General features: G+C 72.8%; 21 protein-coding genes. 11 read left to right on the forward strand and 10 right to left on the reverse strand.

Annotation, left to right across the window (positions count from 1 at the left end; all coding sequences use genetic code 11):
• Positions 1-83: 83 nt before the first annotated feature.
• The 5 genes from ACH34S_RS38270 (at position 84) to ACH34S_RS38290 (ending at position 3,651) form a co-directional block, all read left to right on the forward strand.
• Positions 84-365, forward strand: coding sequence for a universal stress protein (locus ACH34S_RS38270; RefSeq protein WP_395957807.1), 282 nt, complete (start codon positions 84-86; stop codon positions 363-365).
• On the forward strand, positions 343-972 hold the full coding sequence (locus ACH34S_RS38275) for a universal stress protein (RefSeq protein WP_395957808.1): 630 nt from the start codon (positions 343-345) through the stop codon (positions 970-972). Before ACH34S_RS38270 ends, ACH34S_RS38275 begins: the two co-directional genes overlap by 23 nt.
• A 150-nt stretch (positions 973-1,122) precedes the next feature.
• Positions 1,123-2,127, forward strand: coding sequence for an Acg family FMN-binding oxidoreductase (locus ACH34S_RS38280; protein WP_395957809.1), 1,005 nt, complete (start codon positions 1,123-1,125; stop codon positions 2,125-2,127).
• Between the two features lie 134 nt (positions 2,128-2,261).
• Positions 2,262-3,107: a universal stress protein gene (locus tag ACH34S_RS38285; RefSeq protein WP_395957810.1), complete on the forward strand. Its 846-nt coding sequence runs from the start codon at positions 2,262-2,264 to the stop codon at positions 3,105-3,107.
• A gap of 244 nt (positions 3,108-3,351) precedes the next feature.
• Positions 3,352-3,651 carry a cation transporting ATPase C-terminal domain-containing protein gene (locus ACH34S_RS38290; protein WP_395957811.1) on the forward strand — a complete coding sequence of 100 codons (300 nt, stop codon included), beginning with the start codon at positions 3,352-3,354 and terminating at the stop codon, positions 3,649-3,651.
• 24 nt (positions 3,652-3,675) lie between these two features.
• Here ACH34S_RS38290 and ACH34S_RS38295 read toward each other — a convergent pair whose 3' ends face one another.
• The 10 genes from ACH34S_RS38295 to ACH34S_RS38340 form a co-directional block, all read right to left on the reverse strand.
• Positions 3,676-4,815 (reverse strand): site-2 protease family protein, encoded by a 1,140-nt coding sequence (locus ACH34S_RS38295; protein WP_395957812.1) that lies wholly within the window; start codon positions 4,813-4,815, stop codon positions 3,676-3,678.
• A gap of 98 nt (positions 4,816-4,913) precedes the next feature.
• On the reverse strand, positions 4,914-6,032 hold the full coding sequence (locus tag ACH34S_RS38300; RefSeq protein WP_395957813.1) for a 4Fe-4S dicluster domain-containing protein: 1,119 nt from the start codon (positions 6,030-6,032) through the stop codon (positions 4,914-4,916).
• Positions 6,029-6,511, reverse strand: a complete 483-nt coding sequence (locus tag ACH34S_RS38305) for a hydrogenase maturation protease (RefSeq protein ID WP_395957814.1) — start codon at positions 6,509-6,511, stop codon at positions 6,029-6,031. Before ACH34S_RS38305 ends, ACH34S_RS38300 begins: the two co-directional genes overlap by 4 nt.
• Positions 6,508-7,803 (reverse strand): Ni/Fe hydrogenase subunit alpha, encoded by a 1,296-nt coding sequence (locus tag ACH34S_RS38310; protein WP_395957815.1) that lies wholly within the window; start codon positions 7,801-7,803, stop codon positions 6,508-6,510. The genes ACH34S_RS38305 and ACH34S_RS38310 overlap by 4 nt, the downstream gene beginning before the upstream one ends.
• Positions 7,787-8,587, reverse strand: coding sequence for an oxidoreductase (locus tag ACH34S_RS38315; protein WP_395957816.1), 801 nt, complete (start codon positions 8,585-8,587; stop codon positions 7,787-7,789). The genes ACH34S_RS38310 and ACH34S_RS38315 overlap by 17 nt, the downstream gene beginning before the upstream one ends.
• A 2-nt stretch (positions 8,588-8,589) precedes the next feature.
• On the reverse strand, positions 8,590-9,423 hold the full coding sequence (locus ACH34S_RS38320) for an FAD/NAD(P)-binding protein (protein ID WP_395957817.1): 834 nt from the start codon (positions 9,421-9,423) through the stop codon (positions 8,590-8,592).
• Positions 9,420-9,902, reverse strand: coding sequence for a Crp/Fnr family transcriptional regulator (locus ACH34S_RS38325; protein ID WP_395957818.1), 483 nt, complete (start codon positions 9,900-9,902; stop codon positions 9,420-9,422). Before ACH34S_RS38325 ends, ACH34S_RS38320 begins: the two co-directional genes overlap by 4 nt.
• Positions 9,903-10,108: 206 nt before the next feature.
• On the reverse strand, positions 10,109-10,738 hold the full coding sequence (locus ACH34S_RS38330; RefSeq protein ID WP_395957819.1) for a class F sortase: 630 nt from the start codon (positions 10,736-10,738) through the stop codon (positions 10,109-10,111).
• 1 nt (position 10,739) lies between these two features.
• Positions 10,740-11,291: a hypothetical protein gene (locus ACH34S_RS38335; protein WP_395957820.1), complete on the reverse strand. Its 552-nt coding sequence runs from the start codon at positions 11,289-11,291 to the stop codon at positions 10,740-10,742.
• Between the two features lie 279 nt (positions 11,292-11,570).
• Positions 11,571-12,128 carry a hypothetical protein gene (locus ACH34S_RS38340; RefSeq protein ID WP_395957821.1) on the reverse strand — a complete coding sequence of 186 codons (558 nt, stop codon included), beginning with the start codon at positions 12,126-12,128 and terminating at the stop codon, positions 11,571-11,573.
• Between the two features lie 313 nt (positions 12,129-12,441).
• Here ACH34S_RS38340 and ACH34S_RS38345 point away from each other — a divergent pair, with 313 nt between their 5' ends.
• The 6 genes from ACH34S_RS38345 (at position 12,442) to hypE (ending at position 17,817) form a co-directional block, all read left to right on the forward strand.
• The gene (locus ACH34S_RS38345; RefSeq protein WP_395957822.1) at positions 12,442-12,693 is read left to right on the forward strand and encodes a DUF1876 domain-containing protein; all 252 of its coding nucleotides are present in this window, start codon (positions 12,442-12,444) and stop codon (positions 12,691-12,693) included.
• Positions 12,690-12,923: a hypothetical protein gene (locus ACH34S_RS38350; RefSeq protein ID WP_395957823.1), complete on the forward strand. Its 234-nt coding sequence runs from the start codon at positions 12,690-12,692 to the stop codon at positions 12,921-12,923. The genes ACH34S_RS38345 and ACH34S_RS38350 overlap by 4 nt, the downstream gene beginning before the upstream one ends.
• A gap of 127 nt (positions 12,924-13,050) precedes the next feature.
• A complete protein-coding gene (hypF, locus tag ACH34S_RS38355; RefSeq protein WP_395957824.1) occupies positions 13,051-15,390 on the forward strand; it encodes a carbamoyltransferase HypF in 2,340 nt (779 codons plus the stop codon).
• 5 nt (positions 15,391-15,395) lie between these two features.
• Positions 15,396-15,674, forward strand: a complete 279-nt coding sequence (locus ACH34S_RS38360; protein WP_395957825.1) for a HypC/HybG/HupF family hydrogenase formation chaperone — start codon at positions 15,396-15,398, stop codon at positions 15,672-15,674.
• The gene (hypD, locus tag ACH34S_RS38365) at positions 15,671-16,774 is read left to right on the forward strand and encodes a hydrogenase formation protein HypD (protein ID WP_395957826.1); all 1,104 of its coding nucleotides are present in this window, start codon (positions 15,671-15,673) and stop codon (positions 16,772-16,774) included. The genes ACH34S_RS38360 and hypD overlap by 4 nt, the downstream gene beginning before the upstream one ends.
• The gene (hypE, locus tag ACH34S_RS38370; protein ID WP_395957827.1) at positions 16,771-17,817 is read left to right on the forward strand and encodes a hydrogenase expression/formation protein HypE; all 1,047 of its coding nucleotides are present in this window, start codon (positions 16,771-16,773) and stop codon (positions 17,815-17,817) included. Before hypD ends, hypE begins: the two co-directional genes overlap by 4 nt.
• Positions 17,818-18,600: the final 783 nt, after the last annotated feature.

Raw genomic sequence — 18,600 nt, forward strand, 5'->3', positions numbered from 1 at the left:
GACCGGGACCTTCGGCCCCTGTCAGGGGTGCTGTGGCCTGGAGAGACTGAAAGTGACTCCTGTGCCGGTGGAAGGGGGACCGGATGGCTGCGCTGACCCGGGCCCAGAGGCCGAACGTCCTGCTCGGCTATGACGGGACCGATGAGAACGAGCCCGCGTTGCGGTGGGCGGTCGAGGAAGCCCGGTTGCGGGGTCTTGATCTGGAAATGTGTTACTGCTGGCACTGGCCCTATCCGCGGGGGCATGTGGACGCCGCCGTCGAGGCGATCTTCCAGCGGGCGGGCGAGAACCTGCTGCGCGAGGGCGCGTGCCGGGCCCGTGAGCTGGGGGCGCGTGGGAAGGGTGCGCACGTTGCTGCGGCCTGAGCCGGTCACGGAGACGCTTGTTCATGAGTCCGATGACGCGGAGCTGATCGTGGTGGGTTCGCCTGAGCGGTATCGGCTGCCGGCCGGTTCGGCGGCGGTGCAACTGCCCGCGTTCACGCATCGTCCGGTGGTCGTCGTCCGCCGTGCCGGCGAGGCACGGGGGCTCGTGGTGGCCGGGGTCGACGGGTCGGCGGGGGCTGATGCGGTGCTCGGGTTCGCCATCGAGGAGGCCGCGTTGCGTGACTGCGATCTGCGGGTGGTCCACGCGGCATGGGAACCTGGCGCGGTGCCGGAGGCGGAGCTGGCGCTGTTCACCGACCGGAACAGATTGTTCCGCACGCGCGCGGAGATGCTGGACGGTGCCGTCCATGCGTGGACGCGGCGTTATCCGGAGGTCCGTGTACAGGTGTCGCTGCAGTTGGAACGTCCGCGTGAGGCGCTGCTGGAGGCGGCCGCGGGTGCCGATCTGCTGGTGGTGGGTGATCGCGGTACCGGGGGACTGGATCCCCTGCTGCTGGGTGCGACCAGCTCGGCGATGCTGCACCATGCCCCGTGCACGGTCGCGGTCGTCCCGGTGCCTCGCCCTGCGGCGCTGCAGGCCGCATAACGCCCTAGCCGCGCCCGCCTGAGCACAGGGACGGACGACCCGTACCTCGGGCAGGGCGGGTACATACCGGACGGCACCGCCATCGGGGACGTTCGGTCCTCCCGCAGGTCAGTCGCGGATGGTGGGCTGGAAGAGGCAAAAGGGGGGGACATGTCTTCACCGAGCAGGGATGTCACGGCCGAAGCCGTCCGTCGTGCTGTCGAGGACGCGGTCCAGGCGCCGTCGGTGCACAACACCCAGCCGTGGCGGTTCGCCGTGCGCGGATCGCGGATCAGCCTGAGCGCCGACTCGGACCGCCGGCTGGACGTCGCCGACCCGGACGGTCGGGAGATGCTGATCAGCTGTGGTGCCGCGCTGTACAACCTGCGGCTGTCGATGCGCGCCCAAAGGTTCGAGCCGGTGGTGCGGCTGCTGCCCGATCCCGATCGCCCGCATCTGCTCGCCGACGTCGATATGGAGCCGGAGAGAGTGCGGGCGGGCGATGAGGTGGAGCGCGAACACGCGCAGATCCGGCGCCGCCACAGCCATCGCGGCGCGTTCCGGCCCGACCCGGTCGCTGCGGAGGTGCTGACCGCCCTGCGGCACGCGGCCGAGCGGGAGGGAGCCCGGCTCATCCAGGCCGCCGACGCGCACGTGACCGGGGCCTTGGCCGCGTTGACCGAGGCCGCCGAGCACATCCAGCAGCGCACGCCCTCGTACGCGGCGGAGATCGCCCGCTGGGCGCCCGCGCCGGCCACGGCCCGCAAGGACGGCGTGCAGCAGGCCGCCTATCCCAGGCAGACCCCGCGGACCGAGCCGCACTTCCCGGCACGCGACTTCGCGCGCGGCCAGGGCTGGGGTGTCGAGCCGTCCACCGACGACGGGACGGTCCGCGCCGGAATCGTGCTCCTGCTGGTCACCGGGAGCGACACGCCCGCCGCCTGGCTGGAGGCGGGACAGGCGCTGCAGCGCGTGCTGCTGTGTGCGGCCGAGCATGACCTGGCCGCCGCCTACCACACCCAGGCGCTTCAGGTTCCGGAGCTGCGCGCGTTCATCCGCGCTCATTTCTGCGATGACGCGCATCCGCAGATGCTGCTGCGCCTCGGCGTGCCGGACGGGGAGGAACTGACCACCGTCCGCCGCCCCGTCGAAGAGGTCATCACGCAGGAACCATGAGCTCCGACGTCACCCGCACCCGCCCGTGGCGCACGGCGGCCTGACCCGGACGTCCCGCCAGGCAGGGACGTTCAGCCCTGTCACCGCCGGTGGCCCGGCGATGGGATGGAAGTGGACGAAACAGGGAGGACGTCATGAGCCACGTGATCGTCGGCTACGACGGAACCAGCAACAGCGAGCGGGCCCTGCGGTGGGCGGTGGGGGAGGCGCGGCTGCGGCACCTGCCGCTGACGGTCTGCCATGTCTGGCGCTGGCCCTATCCGATCGACTACATCGACTACGAGGGTGTGGCCATCATCCGCAGGATGGGCGAGCACCTGCTCGACGGCGGCGTGACGCTGGCGCGGGATCTCGGCCCGAACCTGAAGGTGCACAAGCGGCTGCACGACGGCAGCGCCGGTCCGGCGCTGGTCCACGAAGGCCACGACGCCGAACTGATCGTGATCGGCTCGCACGAGCCGGGCGAGATGCCCGTCGGCTCGACGGCGCTGCGGGTGCCGGCGCACGCCGACTGCCCGGTCGTGGTCGTGCGGTCGGCGGCTCCCCGCGACGGCCTGGTGGTCGTCGGCGTGGACGGTTCGGCGGGTGCGGACGCGGCGCTGGCCTTCGGGTTCGAGGAGGCGGCGCTGCGCGGCTGGCGGCTGCGCGCGGTGTACGGCTGCTGGGAGCCCGGCGCGGCGCCCGGAGGGGACCTGTCGCTGTTCGACGACGAGGACAAGCTGCGGCGGGTGTGCGGCGCCGTGCTGGAGCGGGCGGTGGCGCCCTGGCGGGTGAAGTACCCGTACGTCCAGGCCACGACGTCGCTGGAGCTGAAATCGCCGCGGGAGGCGCTGCTGGAGGCGGCGGAGGACGCGACCCTGACGGTGGCCGGCGCTCGTGGGGCCGGCGCCGTCGACATGCTGACCGTGGGTGCCACCAGTGACGCGCTGCTGAAGCACGCACCATGCACGGTCGCCATCGTCCCCACCTCTGCCGGATGACCGTACGTGACCGCCGCAGCACCGCCCTCCGGCCTGCGGACCGATGCGCTCATAGGAGGGCGGTTCGGCAGGCCGGGCTGGAGGTAACGGGCAGGTACGCCGTCACTACCGGCGGGCGCCGCCTCCGCTGATGGGAGGGTGATCGTGCGACATCGTCCAGGCGCCGGGCCGGTCGAGGGGGCGGGGACGACGGCCGCTGACCCGCGCGAGCCGTTGCCGCTGCTCCGCAAGGAGCCGCGCACCGGTGACCGGGGGACCGTCGGGACGCGAGGCTGCCCGGCGGCTGGCCGTGTACGGGCCGAACCAGGTCCGGCGCCGGGAGAAGCGGTCGCTGTCCCGGCTGCTGTCGGCCCAGCTTCTCCGCGGCCTGATCTACCTGCCGCCCCTGCGGGACCTGTTCGGCACCGCTGCGCTGCCCTGGGACGTCCTGGCCATCATCGCCACGTTCGCCGTCATCGTCTGGGCCGCCGACGAGCTTCGCCGCCGGCGCCGCATCACGAGGCCGGTCCGGGCCTCGGCCAAGGATGCGCAGGGCGCATCGTAGAAGCCTCGCAGTGGGGGCCACCGTTCAGGCGGTGGCGGGACGGCTTTGCCGGAGCCGGTGGTGCCGGAGCAGCCGCTGGACGTCGGCGGTGGTGACCATGCCGAGCAGCCGGTGGTCGGCGGCCACGACCGCGAGGAGGTCGCCCGCGATCGGCTTCATCTGAAGCAGTGTGACCGCGGGGATGCCGGGCCCGGCGACGCGGTCGGAAGGCAACGGGACGCCGAGGTCACCGAGGGTGGCTCCGACGTCCCGGGACGGGACGCGGGACAACCGGTCCGCCGTGACGGCGCCGACCGGATCCCCGGTCACGTCCAGGACGGGGAAGACCGACTGCCGCGACCGCACAGCGACGCTCTCGATGAACACTCCCGCAGGTTGCCAGGACCAGCCGTGATCGGGGTACGGCGTCATGATGTCGGCGGCGCGCAGACCGTCGGCGGCGGCGCGCAGGTCCGTCCAGCGTTCCTCGGCCCGCGCGGAACCGGCGATGAACCAGCCGACGAGGGCGAGCCAGAGTCCGTCGAACCAGCTCACCAGCAGCATGACGACCAGCCCGCCGCCGATCATGGCGTGGCCCAGCGTCGCCCCGGCGCGGTCGGCGGCGCGGCTCGCGCTCAACCGGGCCCCGCGCCGGCGCCACAGCACCGCGCGCAGGATACGGCCGCCGTCCAGTGGGGCGCCCGGCAGCAGGTTGAACACGGCGATGAGCGCGTTGGCCGCGCCCAGCCAGCCCAGTGGCGCGGTGGCGACCGGCGCGACGCCCAGCGCGGTGCCGGCCGCCGCGGTCCCGGTGAAGACGGCGGCGGCTGCCGCGCTGGTGAGCGGGCCAGCACCGGCGATGCGCAGGTCGGCGCGGGCGTCGGGCGGGTCGCCATCCAGCTCCGCGATGCCGCCCAGCATCCACAGCGTGACCGAGCCGACCCGGACGCCGTGCCGGCGGGCGACGAGCGCGTGCGCGAACTCGTGCGCGGCCAGCGACGCCAGGAACAGCACCGCGCCGATGACGGCCGCCGTCCAGCGTGTCCCGGCGGACGCCGCCGGATCGGCCGCGGGCAGTACCGCCCTGGCGAGGATGTCGGTGATCAGAGCCATGATCACCAGCACCGACCAGTGCATCCCGACGGGGATGCCGAGGATCGTCCCGAGCTTGAAGGTCTGCTTCATCGCGCACCTCCCGCGCCTGCCTTCATGCTCACGCGGCGCGCCGTGCGGGAGCAGGGCCGATCAGCCCCATCCGGGCGGGTCTTTCGGCCGTGGACGACTCAGCCTGCGCCGTCCTGGACGGTTTCGGCGTTCAGGGCGGCGACCTCGACGGTGAGGTCGATGCCGACGGGGCACCACACGATGCACCGGCCGCAGCCCACGCAGCCGGACGAGCCGAACTGGTCGTGCCAGGTGCCGAGCTTGTGGGTGAGCCATTGCCGGTACCGGCTCTTGGGTGAGGACCGGACGTCGCCGCCGTGCAGGTGGGAGTGGTCCAGGTCGAAGCAGGAGTCCCAGAGCTGCCAGCGTTCGGCGTGGTCGCCGGTGAGGTCGGTGGTGTCGGTGACCCGGGTGCAGAAGCAGGTCGGGCACACCATGGTGCAGTTGCCGCAGCTCAGGCAGCGTTCGGCGACTTCGTCCCAGCGTTCGGCCTCCAGGCTGCCCGCCATCAGGTCGCGCAGGTCGAGCGCGGGCATCTCGCGGCCCATCCGGTCAGCCGCCGCCGTCACCTCGGCGCGGGCCCGGTCCACGTCGGCGGGCTCGGCCAGTCCGGCCTGGATGTCGTCCATGACGAGACCGCCCGTCTCGGTGCCCACGTCCACGACGTAACGGGGGCCGTTGTCGCCGGTCAGTTCGGTGAGGGCGAGGTCGTATCCCGGGCCTGCCTGCGGGCCGGTGCCCATGGAGACGCAGAAGCAGGTCTCCCCGGGCTCGGTGCAGTTGACGGCGACGATGAAGGCGCCGTCGCGCCGTGCCGCGTAGGACGGGTCGATGTGGCGTCCGCCGGTCAGCACGCGGTCCTGGATGGCGATGGCGCGCAGGTCGCACGGGCGGACGCCGAGCAGCGCCAGCCGGGCGGGGGCGGGGGTGTGGTCCTGGACCTCGAAGCCGTCGCCGGTCCGGTCGGCCTCCCAGAGCTTGACGCGTGGGCGGTGCAGGAAGGGTTTCCAGGACTGTGGCCCGGCCGCGTGGGCGAACGCCGCGCCGTCCTCCCTGCGGCGCAGCCGGTACCCGCCTGGGGCGAGCCGCACGCCCCAGCCGTACGGCAGGTGATCGATCGAGTCCAGCTCGGCCAGGACGATGGCGTCATCCCGGACGGTAGGGCCGATGACGGTGTATCCGGCGCGGCGCAGCGCGTCGTACAGGGGACCGAGCCCGGTCAGTTCCAAGGTGTTCATGACGGTCGGCTTTCTCTCACAGGCGGCGGATTCGGTGAGATGTTCGATGTGAGTGAGGCGGCGATCCGGTCGGTGACGGCGGTGACGGCGGCGGCGACCTCGGGTGTCAGCCCGCGGCCGAGGCTGAAGTCGAGCCCTTCGATCGCCAGGACGCGCAGCCGGGCGGGCATCTGCCCGACGGCGAGCCCGAGCGCGACGGCCTCGCCGAGCCCGAGGGCGTGGCCGGTGACGGGCCGCCGGGCGAGCGCCGCGGTCTCGGCGCCGAGGTCGTGGATCCGGCCGGGGGCGGGCGGCTCGGCGCGGACCGCGTCCACGACGATCGCCAGGTCGGCCCCGGCCCACAGCCCGATGAGCCGGGCCGGTTCGCCGTCGGTCACCGCGAGCACCGCCGCGACACGGCCGCGCAGGGCCTCCACCACGGCCGGACCCGCGCCGTCGTCGCGGCGGAAGTCGTTGCCGACGCCGATGACGATGGTCATGACCGGTCCACGGTGAGGTCGAGGAAGTGGGTGGAGCAGGAGATGCAGGGGTCGTAGTTGCGGATCGCCTGCTCGCAGTGGTGGGTCAGGGCGTGGTCGTTCAGGTGCAGGCGGGCCGTGACGAAGCGGCGCAGGTCGTCCTCGATGGCGGCCTGGTTCTGCGACGTCGGCGGGACGATCCGCGCCGCCCGGATCAGGCCGTCCGGGCCGAGGTCGTAGCGGTGGTACAGCAGGCCGCGCGGCGCTTCGGTGACGCCGTGCCCGGTGCCCTCCCGCGGCGGCACGGGCACCGACGGGCGGGGCGGCGGCTCGTAGCCGTCGATGATCCGCAGCGCCTCGTCCACCGCGTAGACGATCTCGACGGCGCGGACCAGGATGCTGCGGAACGGGTTGCGGCATTCGGCGCCGAGCCCGGCCCGGTCGGCGGCCTCCAGCGCCAGCGGCGACAGCCGGTCGTGGTTGAGGGAGTAGCGCGCCAGCGGCCCGGCCAGATACATGCCGCCGTCGGTGAAGCGGGCGTGCAGCGCGGTCGAGTGGGGCACCTGCTCCTCGACGATGTTCTCCTCGAAATCGGCGGCGGGGAAGGCGCGTCCCGCGCTGCTGCGGAGGGTGCCTTCCTCCAGCGGGTACCGGTCGGCCGACAGCGCGAGGTATTCGTGGTGGTGAACGAAGTCGGGGAACTCAAACCCCGCCGCCCATTCCACGGTGGCCAGCGCGTCGTCCAATGCCTCCCGCAGGGTCTCGGCGAGCGGGGCCAGCTCGGTGCGCGACGGCGTCCGGTAGAAGCCGCCGACCCGGACGTTCACCGGATGGATCGCCCGGCCGCCGAGCACCTCCAGCAGCGTGTTTCCCGCCTTCTTCAGCCGCAGGCCCCGCTCGACGAGGTCGCGGTGGTCGCGGGCGAGCTCGACCGCCCCCGGGTAGCCGAGGAAGTCGGGCGCGTGCAGCAGGTAGATGTGCAGCGCGTGGCTCTCGATCCACTCGCCGCAGTACAGCAGCCGCCGCAGGTCGCGCAGGACGCCGTCCACGGTCACGCGGCAGGCCGCCTCGATCGCCTGGCACGCGCTCATCTGGTACGCGACCGGGCAGATCCCGCAGATCCTGGCCGTGATGTCGGGCGGCTCGGTGTGGGCGCGGCCGCGCAGGAAGGCCTCGAAGAACCGGGGCGGCTCGTAGATGTCGAGCCGCACCTCCTCGACGTCGGTGCCGCGCACCCGGACGTACATCGCGCCCTCGCCCTCGACCCGGGCGAGCGCCCCGACCTTCAGCGTCCGGTCATTGCGATGCGTCATCGCGGGCCTCCTCCGCCGTCGGCTCCGGCTGTGGCTCCTCGCGGAACGCGGAGACGTTGAATGTGGACAGCACCCGGTGCGTCTCGTCCTCGGTCATATCGAGCCACGGCAGCAGCCCGCGGGTGTTGGGCCGGGCGCCGCTCCAGTTGGGGGAGGGGCCGAAGCAGCCGTAGCAGCCCCGCCCGTAGGCGGGGCAGATCGCGCCGCAGCCCGCGTGGGTGATCGGGCCCAGGCATGGCGTGCCATGGGCGACCATGACGCACACGTTTCCGCGGCACTTGCACTCGAAGCACACGCTGTGTCCGGGGACGTCCGGCCTGCGCCCGGTGAGGTGGGCCATCAGCACCTCCAAGAGCTGGCGGCGGTCGATCGGGCAGCCGCGCAGCTCGAAGTCCACTGGCACGTGCGCCGCGATGGGGGTGGACCGGTCGAGGGTGGCGATGTAGTCGGGACGCGCGTAGACGACGGAAGCGAACTCCTCGACGTCGCCGAAGTTCCGCAGCGCCTGGACGCCCCCGGCCGTCGCGCACGCCCCGATCGTGATCAGCTTCCGGGACACGGCCCGCACGTGCCGGATGCGCTCGAGGTCGGCGGGCGTCGTGATCGACCCCTCCACCAGCGACACGTCGTACGGGCCGTCCCCGGCGGCGCTGGTCGCCTCCAGGAAGTGCGCGATCTCGATCCGCCCGGTGAGGGCGAGCAGCTCATCCTCGCAGTCGAGGAGGGTCAGCTGGCAGCCGTCGCAGGAGGCGAACTTCCACACGGCCAGCGTTGGTCGTCCCATCGCTACAGCTCCCTGACGGTCATGAGGGGGACGGCGTGCCCGTACGGCACGACGGGCCCGTCCCGGCAGATCAGCAGCGGCCCGAGCTGGCAGTGCCCGCACCACCCGAGGCCGCAGCGCATGTTGCGCTCCAGCGACACCCGGACGTCGGCGGCGCCCATCCCCAGCCCGATGAGCGCCTCGGCGGTGACGCGCATCATCACCTCAGGTCCGCAGACGAACGCCGTCGCCCGCGCCGGATCGACGTCCACGGAGCCGACCAGCGTGGTGATCAGGCCGACGTGACCGGTCCAGCCCGGGGCCGGCCGGTCCACCGTGACCTCGACCCGCGCGCCGCGGGAACGCCACGCGTCCAGCTCGCCAGCGAACAGGAGATCGGCGGGCGTGCGGATGCCGATCAAGACCGTGACCCGGCCGAAGGCGTCCCGCTCGGACAGCGCGCGCAGCACCACCGGCCGCAGCGGGGCCAGCCCGATCCCGCCGGCGGCGATGACCAGGTCGCGGCCGCGTGCGGTCTCCGGTCCCCAGCCGGCGCCGAACGGCCCGCGGAGCCCGATGACCTGGCCCGGCTTCGTCCCGCACACGGCCCGGGTCACGGCGCCGACCGCCCGGACGGTCTGCTCCAGCACCGGCCCCGGCCCGATGCGGCTGACGGAGATCGGCACCTCGCCGATGCCGAACGCGTACATCATGGTGAACTGGCCCGGGACCGGCTCGGCGATCGATGCCCCGACCGGCTCCAAGGTCAGCGTGACCGTGTCGGCCGTCTCGGCACGCCACCCCGTCACCCGGTACGGGACCGGCGCCATGGGCGCCGGGGCCGCGTCCGCCGTCATCGGAGTTCCTCGGGATGCGCGTACAGGTCCAGCATCCGCACCCGGGTGGCCTCGAGCCGGTCACCCATCACCGCCCCGAACCGTAAGGCCAGATCCCGGCCGAGCCCGGGGTCGGCGGCGCACAACTCGCGCACACCCGGCCCGTCGAACGCGAAGGCCGTCACCGGCTCCAGCGCGACGGCGCCGAACCTCCACCGGTGCGGCGGGAACAGCCACGACCAGCCCAGCACCGCCGAGGCGGGCAAGGTCTCCACCACCACCGCGCCCCGGCCGGGAACCTGCAGGTCGAGCGCCACCTTTCCGGACCGCAGCAGCCAGAAGCGCTGGGCGGGTTCGCCCTCGTCGAAGAACCGATGGCCGGCCGGGAAGTCCACGGCTTCGGCGACCGCCCCCAGCGCGGCCAGGTGCGGCTCGGGCACGCCGGAGAAGAAGCGCTGCTCCGCCAGATCGGCGGCCGTGACGCCGTCGGTTGTCTTCACCTGACCTGATCTCCTCTCGGAAAGGGCTCGCCTGTCTGCTCCCGGCGCACGCGGTCCAACGGCGACCGCACCGGCCGGCAATCACATGAGAACCCGCTGCGCCATCGGCACCAAGGGACCAAAGTCCTTCTAGCCGCCTTCGACCGTCCTAAGCGTCCGTCCGCGGCGGCCGGGGCCGGGGCGACGGCCGCGCGTTGAACGGGACCTCAGCCGACGGCGTGGATGAGGACGCCGTAGGCGATGACGTTGTCCTTGTAGTGGCGGGTGCCCGGGTCGAAGTCGCCACCGCAGGTCATGACCCGGATGGTCGGCTCGGACGTGGGGCCGTACACCTTCTGGGTGGGGAACCGGGACTTGGGGACCTGTTCGATCGAGGTGATCTGGAAGATCGCGGTGCGGCCGTCCTCGCGCAGGACCCTGACGTGTGCGCCGGGCTTGAGGCGTGCGAGGTCGTAGAACACCGCGGGGCCGGAGGCGCGGGTGTCGACGTGGCCGTAGAAGGCGGCCGGGCCGCGCTCGCCGGGGGCGGCGCCGCCGTTGTACCAGCTGGTGAGCCACGGCTGGGCCAGCGAGGGTTCCCGGACGGTGCCGTCGGCGTTCAGCCCGAGGGACAGCACCGGCGCGTCCACGCCGATGGCCGGGATCCGGATCCGGACGGGCGCCGACCGGCTCATCGGGGCCGCGGCCCCCGGCGTGGTCGCGGAGGGGCCGTTGCGGCCCTGTCCGGGGACGTCCGGTGGTCCGTCGCGGCGTTGCAGCCCGAAGACGACCAGGACGACCCCGATGATGACGGCGGCGGCCGCGATCGGCAGCCACACGCCGTCCCGTCGGCGCATTTCAGACACCGCCCTCGCGGCGCCGGCGCAGCGTGACCGCCCCGGCCGCGGCACCCGCCGCGATCAGGACCACCCCGCCGAGCAGCAGCGGGCCGGGACCCGAGGTCGAGCCCTCACCGGTCTGCGGCGGACCGGACGGGATCGCGTTGGTCGGCGACGGGCTCACCGGGGGCGTGGTCGGCGCGCCCTGGGTGATCTGCAGCGAGGTCGAGGCGCTGACTGTGGTGCCGTCGCACAGCAGGTTGACGGTGTACTTTCCGGGCTTGGCGGTGGCGGCGGTCTTCACCGTGATCTTGGTGGCGCCGTTGAACACGCCGTCGGCGGCGAAGGCCTCGGACTTGACGATGGACTTGGCGGTCCCGTCCTTACAGACGGCGGCGACGGTCACCGTCGAGCCTCCGACGGCGACGGACGGCGGCGTGACGGTGACGCTGGCCGTGGGCGGCGGAGTGGTGGGGCCGGTCGTCGTGGGGGTCGGGGACGGTGCGAGGGGGCTGAAGCCCAGCGTCGCCGCGAGTAGGGGCGCGAGAGCCAGGGGACCGAGTGTCAACATGGTGCACCTCCTGCGCGCCGCCGTCCGGCGGGCACGCCGTGGTCCGGGGGTTTCACCACCAGTTCAGCCTCGCCGGGGCCCGCCCCGCAGGGGCCGGAGGTCGGCTCCAGAATGGCCCAAGGTCCCGGTCCGCGACGCCCGCGCGACGCCCACTTCGGGGCGGGCCTCCGAGCGTGCGGTGAACCCAAAGGTCAACACGGGTGCGCGGCGCGCCGAAGGTCCGCCCCGTGATGGACCTTCGTCCCTTGTGCTCTCCGTACCGCGTTCATGACGCTCGGGTCAGGCGCGGCGGTGGCGGAGGCGGTCGAAGCCGGCCCAGTCCTTGTCCCAGTTGAGGCGGCGGACGCGGTCCAGTCGGCGGCGAAGCAGCAGGTACAGGCCTAGCGGCACCAGCCCGGTCGCGAACCCCGCGGCTGCGCCGGTCGCGGCCATGTCGCCGACGGTCCGCGCGTGCGTGCGCGGTGGCATGTCGCTCACCTGGTTCCGTGGCCCGGCCCAGACCTCGGGGTTAGCGCCGACCTCGGCGCCGCGCCAGCCGATGTAGCGTCCGGTTCGCGGCGTTCCGTCCCGGTCGTTCCAGACCACGGTGATCTCGCGCCCGTGGCGCCGCGTCTTGACTTTCACCACCGTGGCGTCGACCCGGTGCCGCGTCACGGCCTCGTACCGTTCGGCCCGCACCCCGACGTCATGCGCGTGCTGGACGGCGCGGACGCAGATCAACGGGGCGGCGACCAGAAAGACCACGAGCAGGAACAGCCCGGAAAGCCATTGGATCCGATCGACGGGGCGGCGCAGGTCATTGCGGTCGAAACCGGAGCGACGGCGCCAGCGATTCACTCGTGACCACGTTGTGCGCGATTTCATGGTCGCGTCCCCCTGCCTTTCCACTGCGCGTCATGATCTGTCCCGGACGGCTTCGGAAGTCACCGGAACGCCATTGGAATTCAGCGTTTCTCCGGGTGACGCCCACGGCAATGGTCCGATGTCCCCGGCGGAAAGGCCCGAAGGTCCCGAGTGCGACCGGCAGTGGCATGTGGGACGAACGTCCATCGCAGGTCGTCGGCTCTTCAGCCGCGGGACCTCCGGCCCTACCGAGGCCTTCGCAGGAATCAGACCCTACGAGTGAGGCACCGATCGAAGGAGGTCCGTCATGAAGGCCAAGGAATGGAGCGTGGAGCTCTACATCACCGAAGACGGCACGGACACCGCCGCGCACGCCGTCCTCTTCAGCGGCAGCGAGAAGAAGACCACCGGTCGCGGCCGCGCACGGCGCAACCCGGCCGACCGCGAAGTCCCGGAGATCGGCGAGGAGCTCGCGGCGAGCCGGGCGCTGGCCGACCTCGCCGACCGGCTCCACCACGCCGCCAGTGAAGACATCGCCCAGCTCGCGGGTCCGGCGTGAACACCGGCCGGGACGGCTCCGGTTCTCAGGGCCGGGCGGCCGTCTCGACCGGGTCGCCGCGCCTTCAATACCTCGTGCTCGTGGCGGTCGCGGTGGCGGTGACGTCCGGCGCCTTACGGCTCGGCGTCACGCCCCGCCTCGTGCTGCTCGGCGTGATCGCCCTGCCCGTGCTGCTCCTCTTGGCGAAACTCGTGATCGCCGTGAACGACGCCAGACGAGCAGGGCACTGATGGCGCCGCGAATAGTGCATGATCACCTACCGCGGTCGTCGGCCCGGGTCCGGATCGGGACCTTCGTCCTGGCCTTCAAGGTCAAATGACCATGACTGGAGCGGGGCCGGCTGGGGAGGCTGGCCGTATGACCGGTGCGCGGACCCGAGAGAAGAGCGGGCAGACGGAGGCGTGGCGGTTCGAGGTCCACGGAACCGTGCAAGGGGTCGGGTTCCGGCCGTTCGTGTACCGGCTGGCCTCGGCCTGCGGGGTGCGCGGCGACGTGCGCAACAGCGGCGGCGTCGTGGTGATCACCGCCGTGGGTGAGGGCCCGGTGCTGGACGACTTCGCGGCTCGTCTCGTCGTCGAGGCACCGGCCGCGGCGTCGGTGACCGGGGTGACGGCGACGCGGCTGGGCGACTCGCCTGTCCCGGCGGGGTTCGCGGTCCTCCGCAGCGCCGCCGAGGGAGCGGCCACCCGCGACATACCGCCCGACCTGGCCACCTGTGAGCCATGTCTGCGGGAGTTGTTCGACCCGGGGGACCGCAGGTACCGGTACCCGTTCGTGAACTGCACCGCGTGCGGCCCGCGCGCGACGATCATCGCGGCGCTGCCCTACGACCGAGCGCGCACGACGATGCGCGGCTTCGCGATGTGCCCGGCCTGCGAGGCCGACTACCGCGACCCGGCCGACCGCCGTTTCCACGCCGAGCCGATCGCGTGCCCGGAGTGCGGGCCCCGGCTCGCCTGGTATCCCGGCGGGCAGCGGGACGAGGAAGCGCTGACGGCCGCCGCGGCGGCGATCCGCGAAGGTGGCGTGGTCGCGGTCAAGGGCATCGGCGGCTACCAGCTGATCTGTGACGGGACCGATCCCCGAGCGGTCGAGCGGCTCCGCGCCGCCAAGGGCAGGGCGGCCAAACCCCTCGCCGTCATGGTGCCCGACAAGGCGGCGGCGTGCGCCCTCGCCGACGTGACCACCGCCGACCTCGACGCGCTGACCTCGCCCGCTCGTCCCATCGTGCTGGCGCCGAGGGGACGCCGGCCGCAAGGCTCGCTGGCCCCGCAGGTCTGCGACGGCCTGCCGGACGTGGGCGTGTTCCTGCCCTACAGCCCGCTGCACCACCTGCTGCTGCGCGACCTCGCCCGGCCGCTGGTGGTGACCAGTGGAAACCACGCCGGCGGGCCGATGATGATCGAGGACGACGCGGTCCGCCGCCGGCTCGGCCCGGATGTCGACGGCGTCCTGTCCCATGATCGGCCGATCCTGGCCCGGTACGACGACTCGGTCGTCCGCGTGGTGGCGGGGCGGCCGTCCACCGTGCGCCGGGCCCGTGGCCTCGCCCCCGCTCCGCTGCCGTTGCCGGCCGCCGCGCCGGAACCGGTCCTGGCGCTGGGCGGCCAGCTCAAGCACACCTTCACCGTCGCCAACGGACGGCGGGCGATCATCGGACCGCACACCGGGGACCTGGCGGACGCCGAGACGTTAGCGGCCTTCGAGCATTCCCTGGAACGCTGCCTGCGCGTGGAGGACGTCGAACCGGCGTACGTGGCGCACGACCTGCATCCGGAGTACCTGTCCAGCAAGCACGCGGCCCGGTGGCCCGCGGACCGCCGGATCCCGGTCCAGCATCACCACGCCCACGTCGCCGCCACCGCCGCCGAACACGGTGTCACCGGCCCGTTCCTCGGCGTCGCCTACGACGGGCTCGGGCTGGGCGACGACGGCACCCTCTGGGGTGGAGAGATCCTGCTGGCCACCTACACGGGATACCGCCGGCTCGGCCGCTTCTCCCACGCGCCGCTGTGCGGCGGTGCCACGGCAGTGCGACGTCCGGCGCGCATGGCGCTCGGCTACCTCTTCGGCGCCGAACCCCTGGACCAGCGCGGCCCGGACACCAAACTGGCCGCGGACCTGCTGGCACGGCTCCCCGAACGGGAGGTCGCCGTCGCCCGCCGCATGATCGACCGAGGAGTGAACTCGCCCCTTTCATCCAGCGCGGGGCGGCTCTTCGACGCCCTCGCCGCCCTGCTGGGCATCTGCGACGACAACCGCTACGAGGGCGAAGCCGCCATGCAACTGGAAGCCGCCGCCCGGCAGCAAGACACCGTGGATCCGCTCTTCTGGCGCCTGGTACGGCGCGGCGGTCTGTGGGTGTACGACGGCGCGGCCACGCTGCGCGACGCGCTCACGGCCCGCGCCGACGGCGAGCCGCCCGCACGGATCGCCGCCGCCTTCCACCAGACCCTCGCCGCCGTCACCGCCGAACTGTGCAACCGCGTAGCCGCCGACGTCGGGGTGGGCACCGTCTGCCTGTCCGGAGGCGTGTTCCAGAACCGCACGCTCGCCACCGCCGTCCTGGGCGCGCTGGACGAGGCGGGGTTCGAGGCCTTCCTCGGCGAACGGGTACCGGTGAACGACGGGGGCATCAGCTACGGGCAGGCAGCGATCGCGTCAGCACGGCTGGCGGGCGCCATGGAGAGGGGCTGAACGGCATGTGCCTGGGCATTCCCGGACGGATCGTCGAGACCGACGACGCCGAACCGCGCATGGGCGTGATCGACTTCGACGGCGTCCGCCGGGAGGTCTGCCTCGCCTACACCCCGGAGGCGGCCGTCGGCGACTACGTCATCGTCCATGTCGGCTTCGCGATCAGCACGGTGGACGAGGAGGAGGCCGCCCGCACCCTCGCCGTGCTCGCCGCCATCCCCGACGTCCTGGCCGCCGAGTTGGCCGACGGCGGTGACCCCGTGTGGGACGGGAGCGCCCGATGAGGTACCTCGACGAGTACCGGGACCCGGTCCTGGCCCGGCGGCTGCTCGCCGACGTCCACGCCACCGCCACCCGCCCCTGGACGATCATGGAGGTGTGCGGTGGGCAGACGCATACCATCGTCCGGCAGGGCATCGACGAACTGCTGCCCGAGAACGTGCGCATGATCCACGGCCCGGGCTGCCCGGTCTGCGTCACACCGCTGGAGACCCTCGACCACGCGCTGGCCATCGCCGCCCGCCCAGAGGTGACCTTCACCAGCTTCGGCGACATGCTCCGCGTCCCCGGCACCTGCGGCGACCTGCTGGGACTACGGGCCAGAGGCGCGGACGTGCGCGTGGTCTACTCGCCGCTCGACGCCGTCCGCCTGGCGGCCGCCGACCGTGACCGGCACGTGGTCTTCTTCGCGGTCGGATTCGAGACTACCGCCCCGGCCAACGCGATGGCCGTGCTGCGCGCCCACGCCCTGGGCCTGGACAACTTCTCCATGCTCGTCAGCCACGTGCTGGTGCCACCCGCGATCACCGCCATCCTCGACTCGCCCGACAACCAGGTCCAAGCGTTCCTGGCCGCAGGACACGTCTGCGCCGTGATGGGCTGGACCGAGTACGAGCCCATCGCCGCCCGCTACCGGGTCCCCATCGTGGTCACCGGATTCGAGCCGCTCGACCTGCTCGAAGGGATCCTGATGGCCGTCCGGCAGTTGGAGGACGGCCGCCACGAGGTCGAGAACCAGTACGCTCGCGCCGTGCGCCGCTCCGGCAACACCGCCGCCCAGGACGCGGTGCGCCGCGTCTTCCAGGTGACCACCCGGACATGGCGCGGCATCGGCCCCATCACCGCCGGCGGCCTGACGCTCGCCCCCGAGTTCGCGGAATACGACGCCGAACGCCGCTTCAGCATCGACGGGCTCGGCGCGGACGGGCCCGGCTCCGCCGAGAACGCCGACTGCATCGCCGGAGCGATCCTCCGGGGGATCAGCCTGCCCACCGACTGCGCCGCGTACGGCACCCGGTGCACGCCCCGCCACCCGCTGGGCGCGCCGATGGTGTCCAGCGAGGGCACCTGCGCCGCCTTCCACAACGCCGGGAGGACACGATGACCGACCCGACGACCCTGAGCTGCCCCGCACCGGCGGCCGAGACCGAACGGGTCCTGCTCGGCCACGGCTCCGGCGGCCGCCTGATGGCCGAGCTGCTGCGCGAGGTGATCGCGGCCGAACTGGGCACCGGCCCGATCGCCGAGGACGCCGCCGTCGTCGACACCGGCACCGCGCAGGTCGTGACCAGCACCGACTCCTTCGTCGTCACGCCCCGGTTCTTCCCCGGCGGCGACATCGGCTCCCTGGCCGTGCACGGCACCATCAACGACCTGGCCATGCGCGGAGCGCGGCCGATCGCGCTCACCCTCGCCTACATCATCGAGGAGGGCCTGCCGCTGGACGAGCTCCGCGCGATCACCGCGTCGGCGGCGCGCGCCGCGGCCTCGGCCGGCGCCCCGATCGTCACCGGGGACACCAAGGTCGTCCAACGCGGCGCCGCCGACGGCGTGTACGTCACCACCACCGGCCTGGGCGTCCGCCATCTGCGCGCGGCGCCGTCGGCTACCCAGGGCCGTCCGGGCGACCTCGTCCTGCTGTCGGGACCGATCGCGCTGCACGGCACCGCGATCCTCAGCGCCCGGGAGAGCCTCGGCTTCGAGTCCGAGATCGCCTCGGACAGCCGGTCGCTCCACGCGTTGGTGGCCGCCATGCTCGACGCGGGCGGACCGGACGTGCACACGCTCCGCGACCCCACCCGAGGCGGGCTCGCCAGCGCCCTCAACGAACTCGCGGAGACCTCATCGGTCGGTGTCGACATCACCGAGGAAGCCGTCCCCGTACCGCGCCCCGTGGCCGCCGCCTGCGAACTGCTCGGGCTGGACCCGCTGCACGTGGCCAACGAAGGCTGCCTGGTCGCCTTCGTCGCACCGGCCGCGGCCGACGCCGTCCTGGAAGCGATGCGCACCCGCCCCGAGGGCGCCGAGGCCCGCGCGATCGGCAGCCTCACCAACGAGCATCCCGGCCGCGTCCACATGCGCACCATGCTCGGCGGCGTCCGCGTCGTCGACATGCTCGTGGGCGAGCAACTCCCACGCATCTGCTGACCGCCGGACGAACCCGCCGAGCGGGACGAGCACCCGCCATGGACCCTTGAGGAGAGGAACCGGGACAGGAACACGAGGGCGGCGCATGCCACTCCTGCAGGAGTGGCATGCGGGCCGACGCGCGCGAGCAACGGAGCGCGTGGGCGGAGCTGTTCACCTCGCCTCTGTTCCACATGATCCCGAACCGGGTTCGTGTCGGGCGTAGCACCCGCTCCAGTCCCTGGCGGCGCCGCGTTCCCCAAGATCAGAGAGTTGTGTCCGTGACTTCTCGTGCCAGCGACCCAGATCCTCGACCTGCCGGGCCGGCTGCGGCGATCAACGACGTGAGCCGCATTACCCTCATCCAGGACCTCGCACAGAATCCCATCCAAGGGACGTAGCGACCGGGAGCGTCGTCCCCGTGGCGCCGCGGCGGGACGTCCCGGGCTCCACGGGCCCGGCCCCGCCGACGTCCCCGGCCGGCCGCCGGCGGCGACGGCGAACGGGTCGTCCTCACCAGGGGCGCCTGGGTCTGAGGTGCTGATGCGGCTGCACGACAACCTCAACCTGAAGATGAACGTTGGCGTCCGCTCGCCGCTGCCCTGACCGCCAGAGCACGGCGACCGGAGGTCTTCTAGGGGCGGAAAAGACGAGCTCGACGCGGCTGAACAGCCACCCGCTGAGGCGTTGGGCTTCTCCGCTGGCCAGCGGTGCTCCCAGCGGCGGTCAGGTGCAGGGTGGTTGCGCGAACCAGTCGCCGGCAGAGGGGGTGTTCTACCTCGACAAGGCCAAGGACCACCGGCA

The organism is Actinomadura sp. 3N508 (assembly GCF_044326375.1).
Classification (GTDB): Bacteria; Actinomycetota; Actinomycetes; order Streptosporangiales; family Streptosporangiaceae; genus Spirillospora.

What these genes read in the sequence shown, in the direction of transcription:
- hypE (WP_395957827.1), top strand. Translation starts at nt 16,771, where the DNA reads ATGACCGACCCGACGACCCTGAGCTGCCCCGCACCGGCGGCCGAGACC.
- ACH34S_RS38295 (WP_395957812.1), bottom strand. Translation starts at nt 4,815, where the DNA reads ATGAAGCAGACCTTCAAGCTCGGGACGATCCTCGGCATCCCCGTCGGG.
- ACH34S_RS38305 (WP_395957814.1), bottom strand. Translation starts at nt 6,511, where the DNA reads ATGACCATCGTCATCGGCGTCGGCAACGACTTCCGCCGCGACGACGGC.
- ACH34S_RS38310 (WP_395957815.1), bottom strand. Translation starts at nt 7,803, where the DNA reads ATGACGCATCGCAATGACCGGACGCTGAAGGTCGGGGCGCTCGCCCGG.
- ACH34S_RS38300 (WP_395957813.1), bottom strand. Translation starts at nt 6,032, where the DNA reads ATGAACACCTTGGAACTGACCGGGCTCGGTCCCCTGTACGACGCGCTG.
- hypD (WP_395957826.1), top strand. Translation starts at nt 15,671, where the DNA reads ATGAGGTACCTCGACGAGTACCGGGACCCGGTCCTGGCCCGGCGGCTG.
- hypF (WP_395957824.1), top strand. Translation starts at nt 13,051, where the DNA reads ATGACCGGTGCGCGGACCCGAGAGAAGAGCGGGCAGACGGAGGCGTGG.
- ACH34S_RS38335 (WP_395957820.1), bottom strand. Translation starts at nt 11,291, where the DNA reads ATGTTGACACTCGGTCCCCTGGCTCTCGCGCCCCTACTCGCGGCGACG.
- ACH34S_RS38280 (WP_395957809.1), top strand. Translation starts at nt 1,123, where the DNA reads ATGTCTTCACCGAGCAGGGATGTCACGGCCGAAGCCGTCCGTCGTGCT.
- ACH34S_RS38315 (WP_395957816.1), bottom strand. Translation starts at nt 8,587, where the DNA reads ATGGGACGACCAACGCTGGCCGTGTGGAAGTTCGCCTCCTGCGACGGC.
- ACH34S_RS38360 (WP_395957825.1), top strand. Translation starts at nt 15,396, where the DNA reads ATGTGCCTGGGCATTCCCGGACGGATCGTCGAGACCGACGACGCCGAA.
- ACH34S_RS38330 (WP_395957819.1), bottom strand. Translation starts at nt 10,738, where the DNA reads ATGCGCCGACGGGACGGCGTGTGGCTGCCGATCGCGGCCGCCGCCGTC.
- ACH34S_RS38285 (WP_395957810.1), top strand. Translation starts at nt 2,262, where the DNA reads ATGAGCCACGTGATCGTCGGCTACGACGGAACCAGCAACAGCGAGCGG.
- ACH34S_RS38270 (WP_395957807.1), top strand. Translation starts at nt 84, where the DNA reads ATGGCTGCGCTGACCCGGGCCCAGAGGCCGAACGTCCTGCTCGGCTAT.
- ACH34S_RS38345 (WP_395957822.1), top strand. Translation starts at nt 12,442, where the DNA reads ATGAAGGCCAAGGAATGGAGCGTGGAGCTCTACATCACCGAAGACGGC.
- ACH34S_RS38320 (WP_395957817.1), bottom strand. Translation starts at nt 9,423, where the DNA reads ATGACGGCGGACGCGGCCCCGGCGCCCATGGCGCCGGTCCCGTACCGG.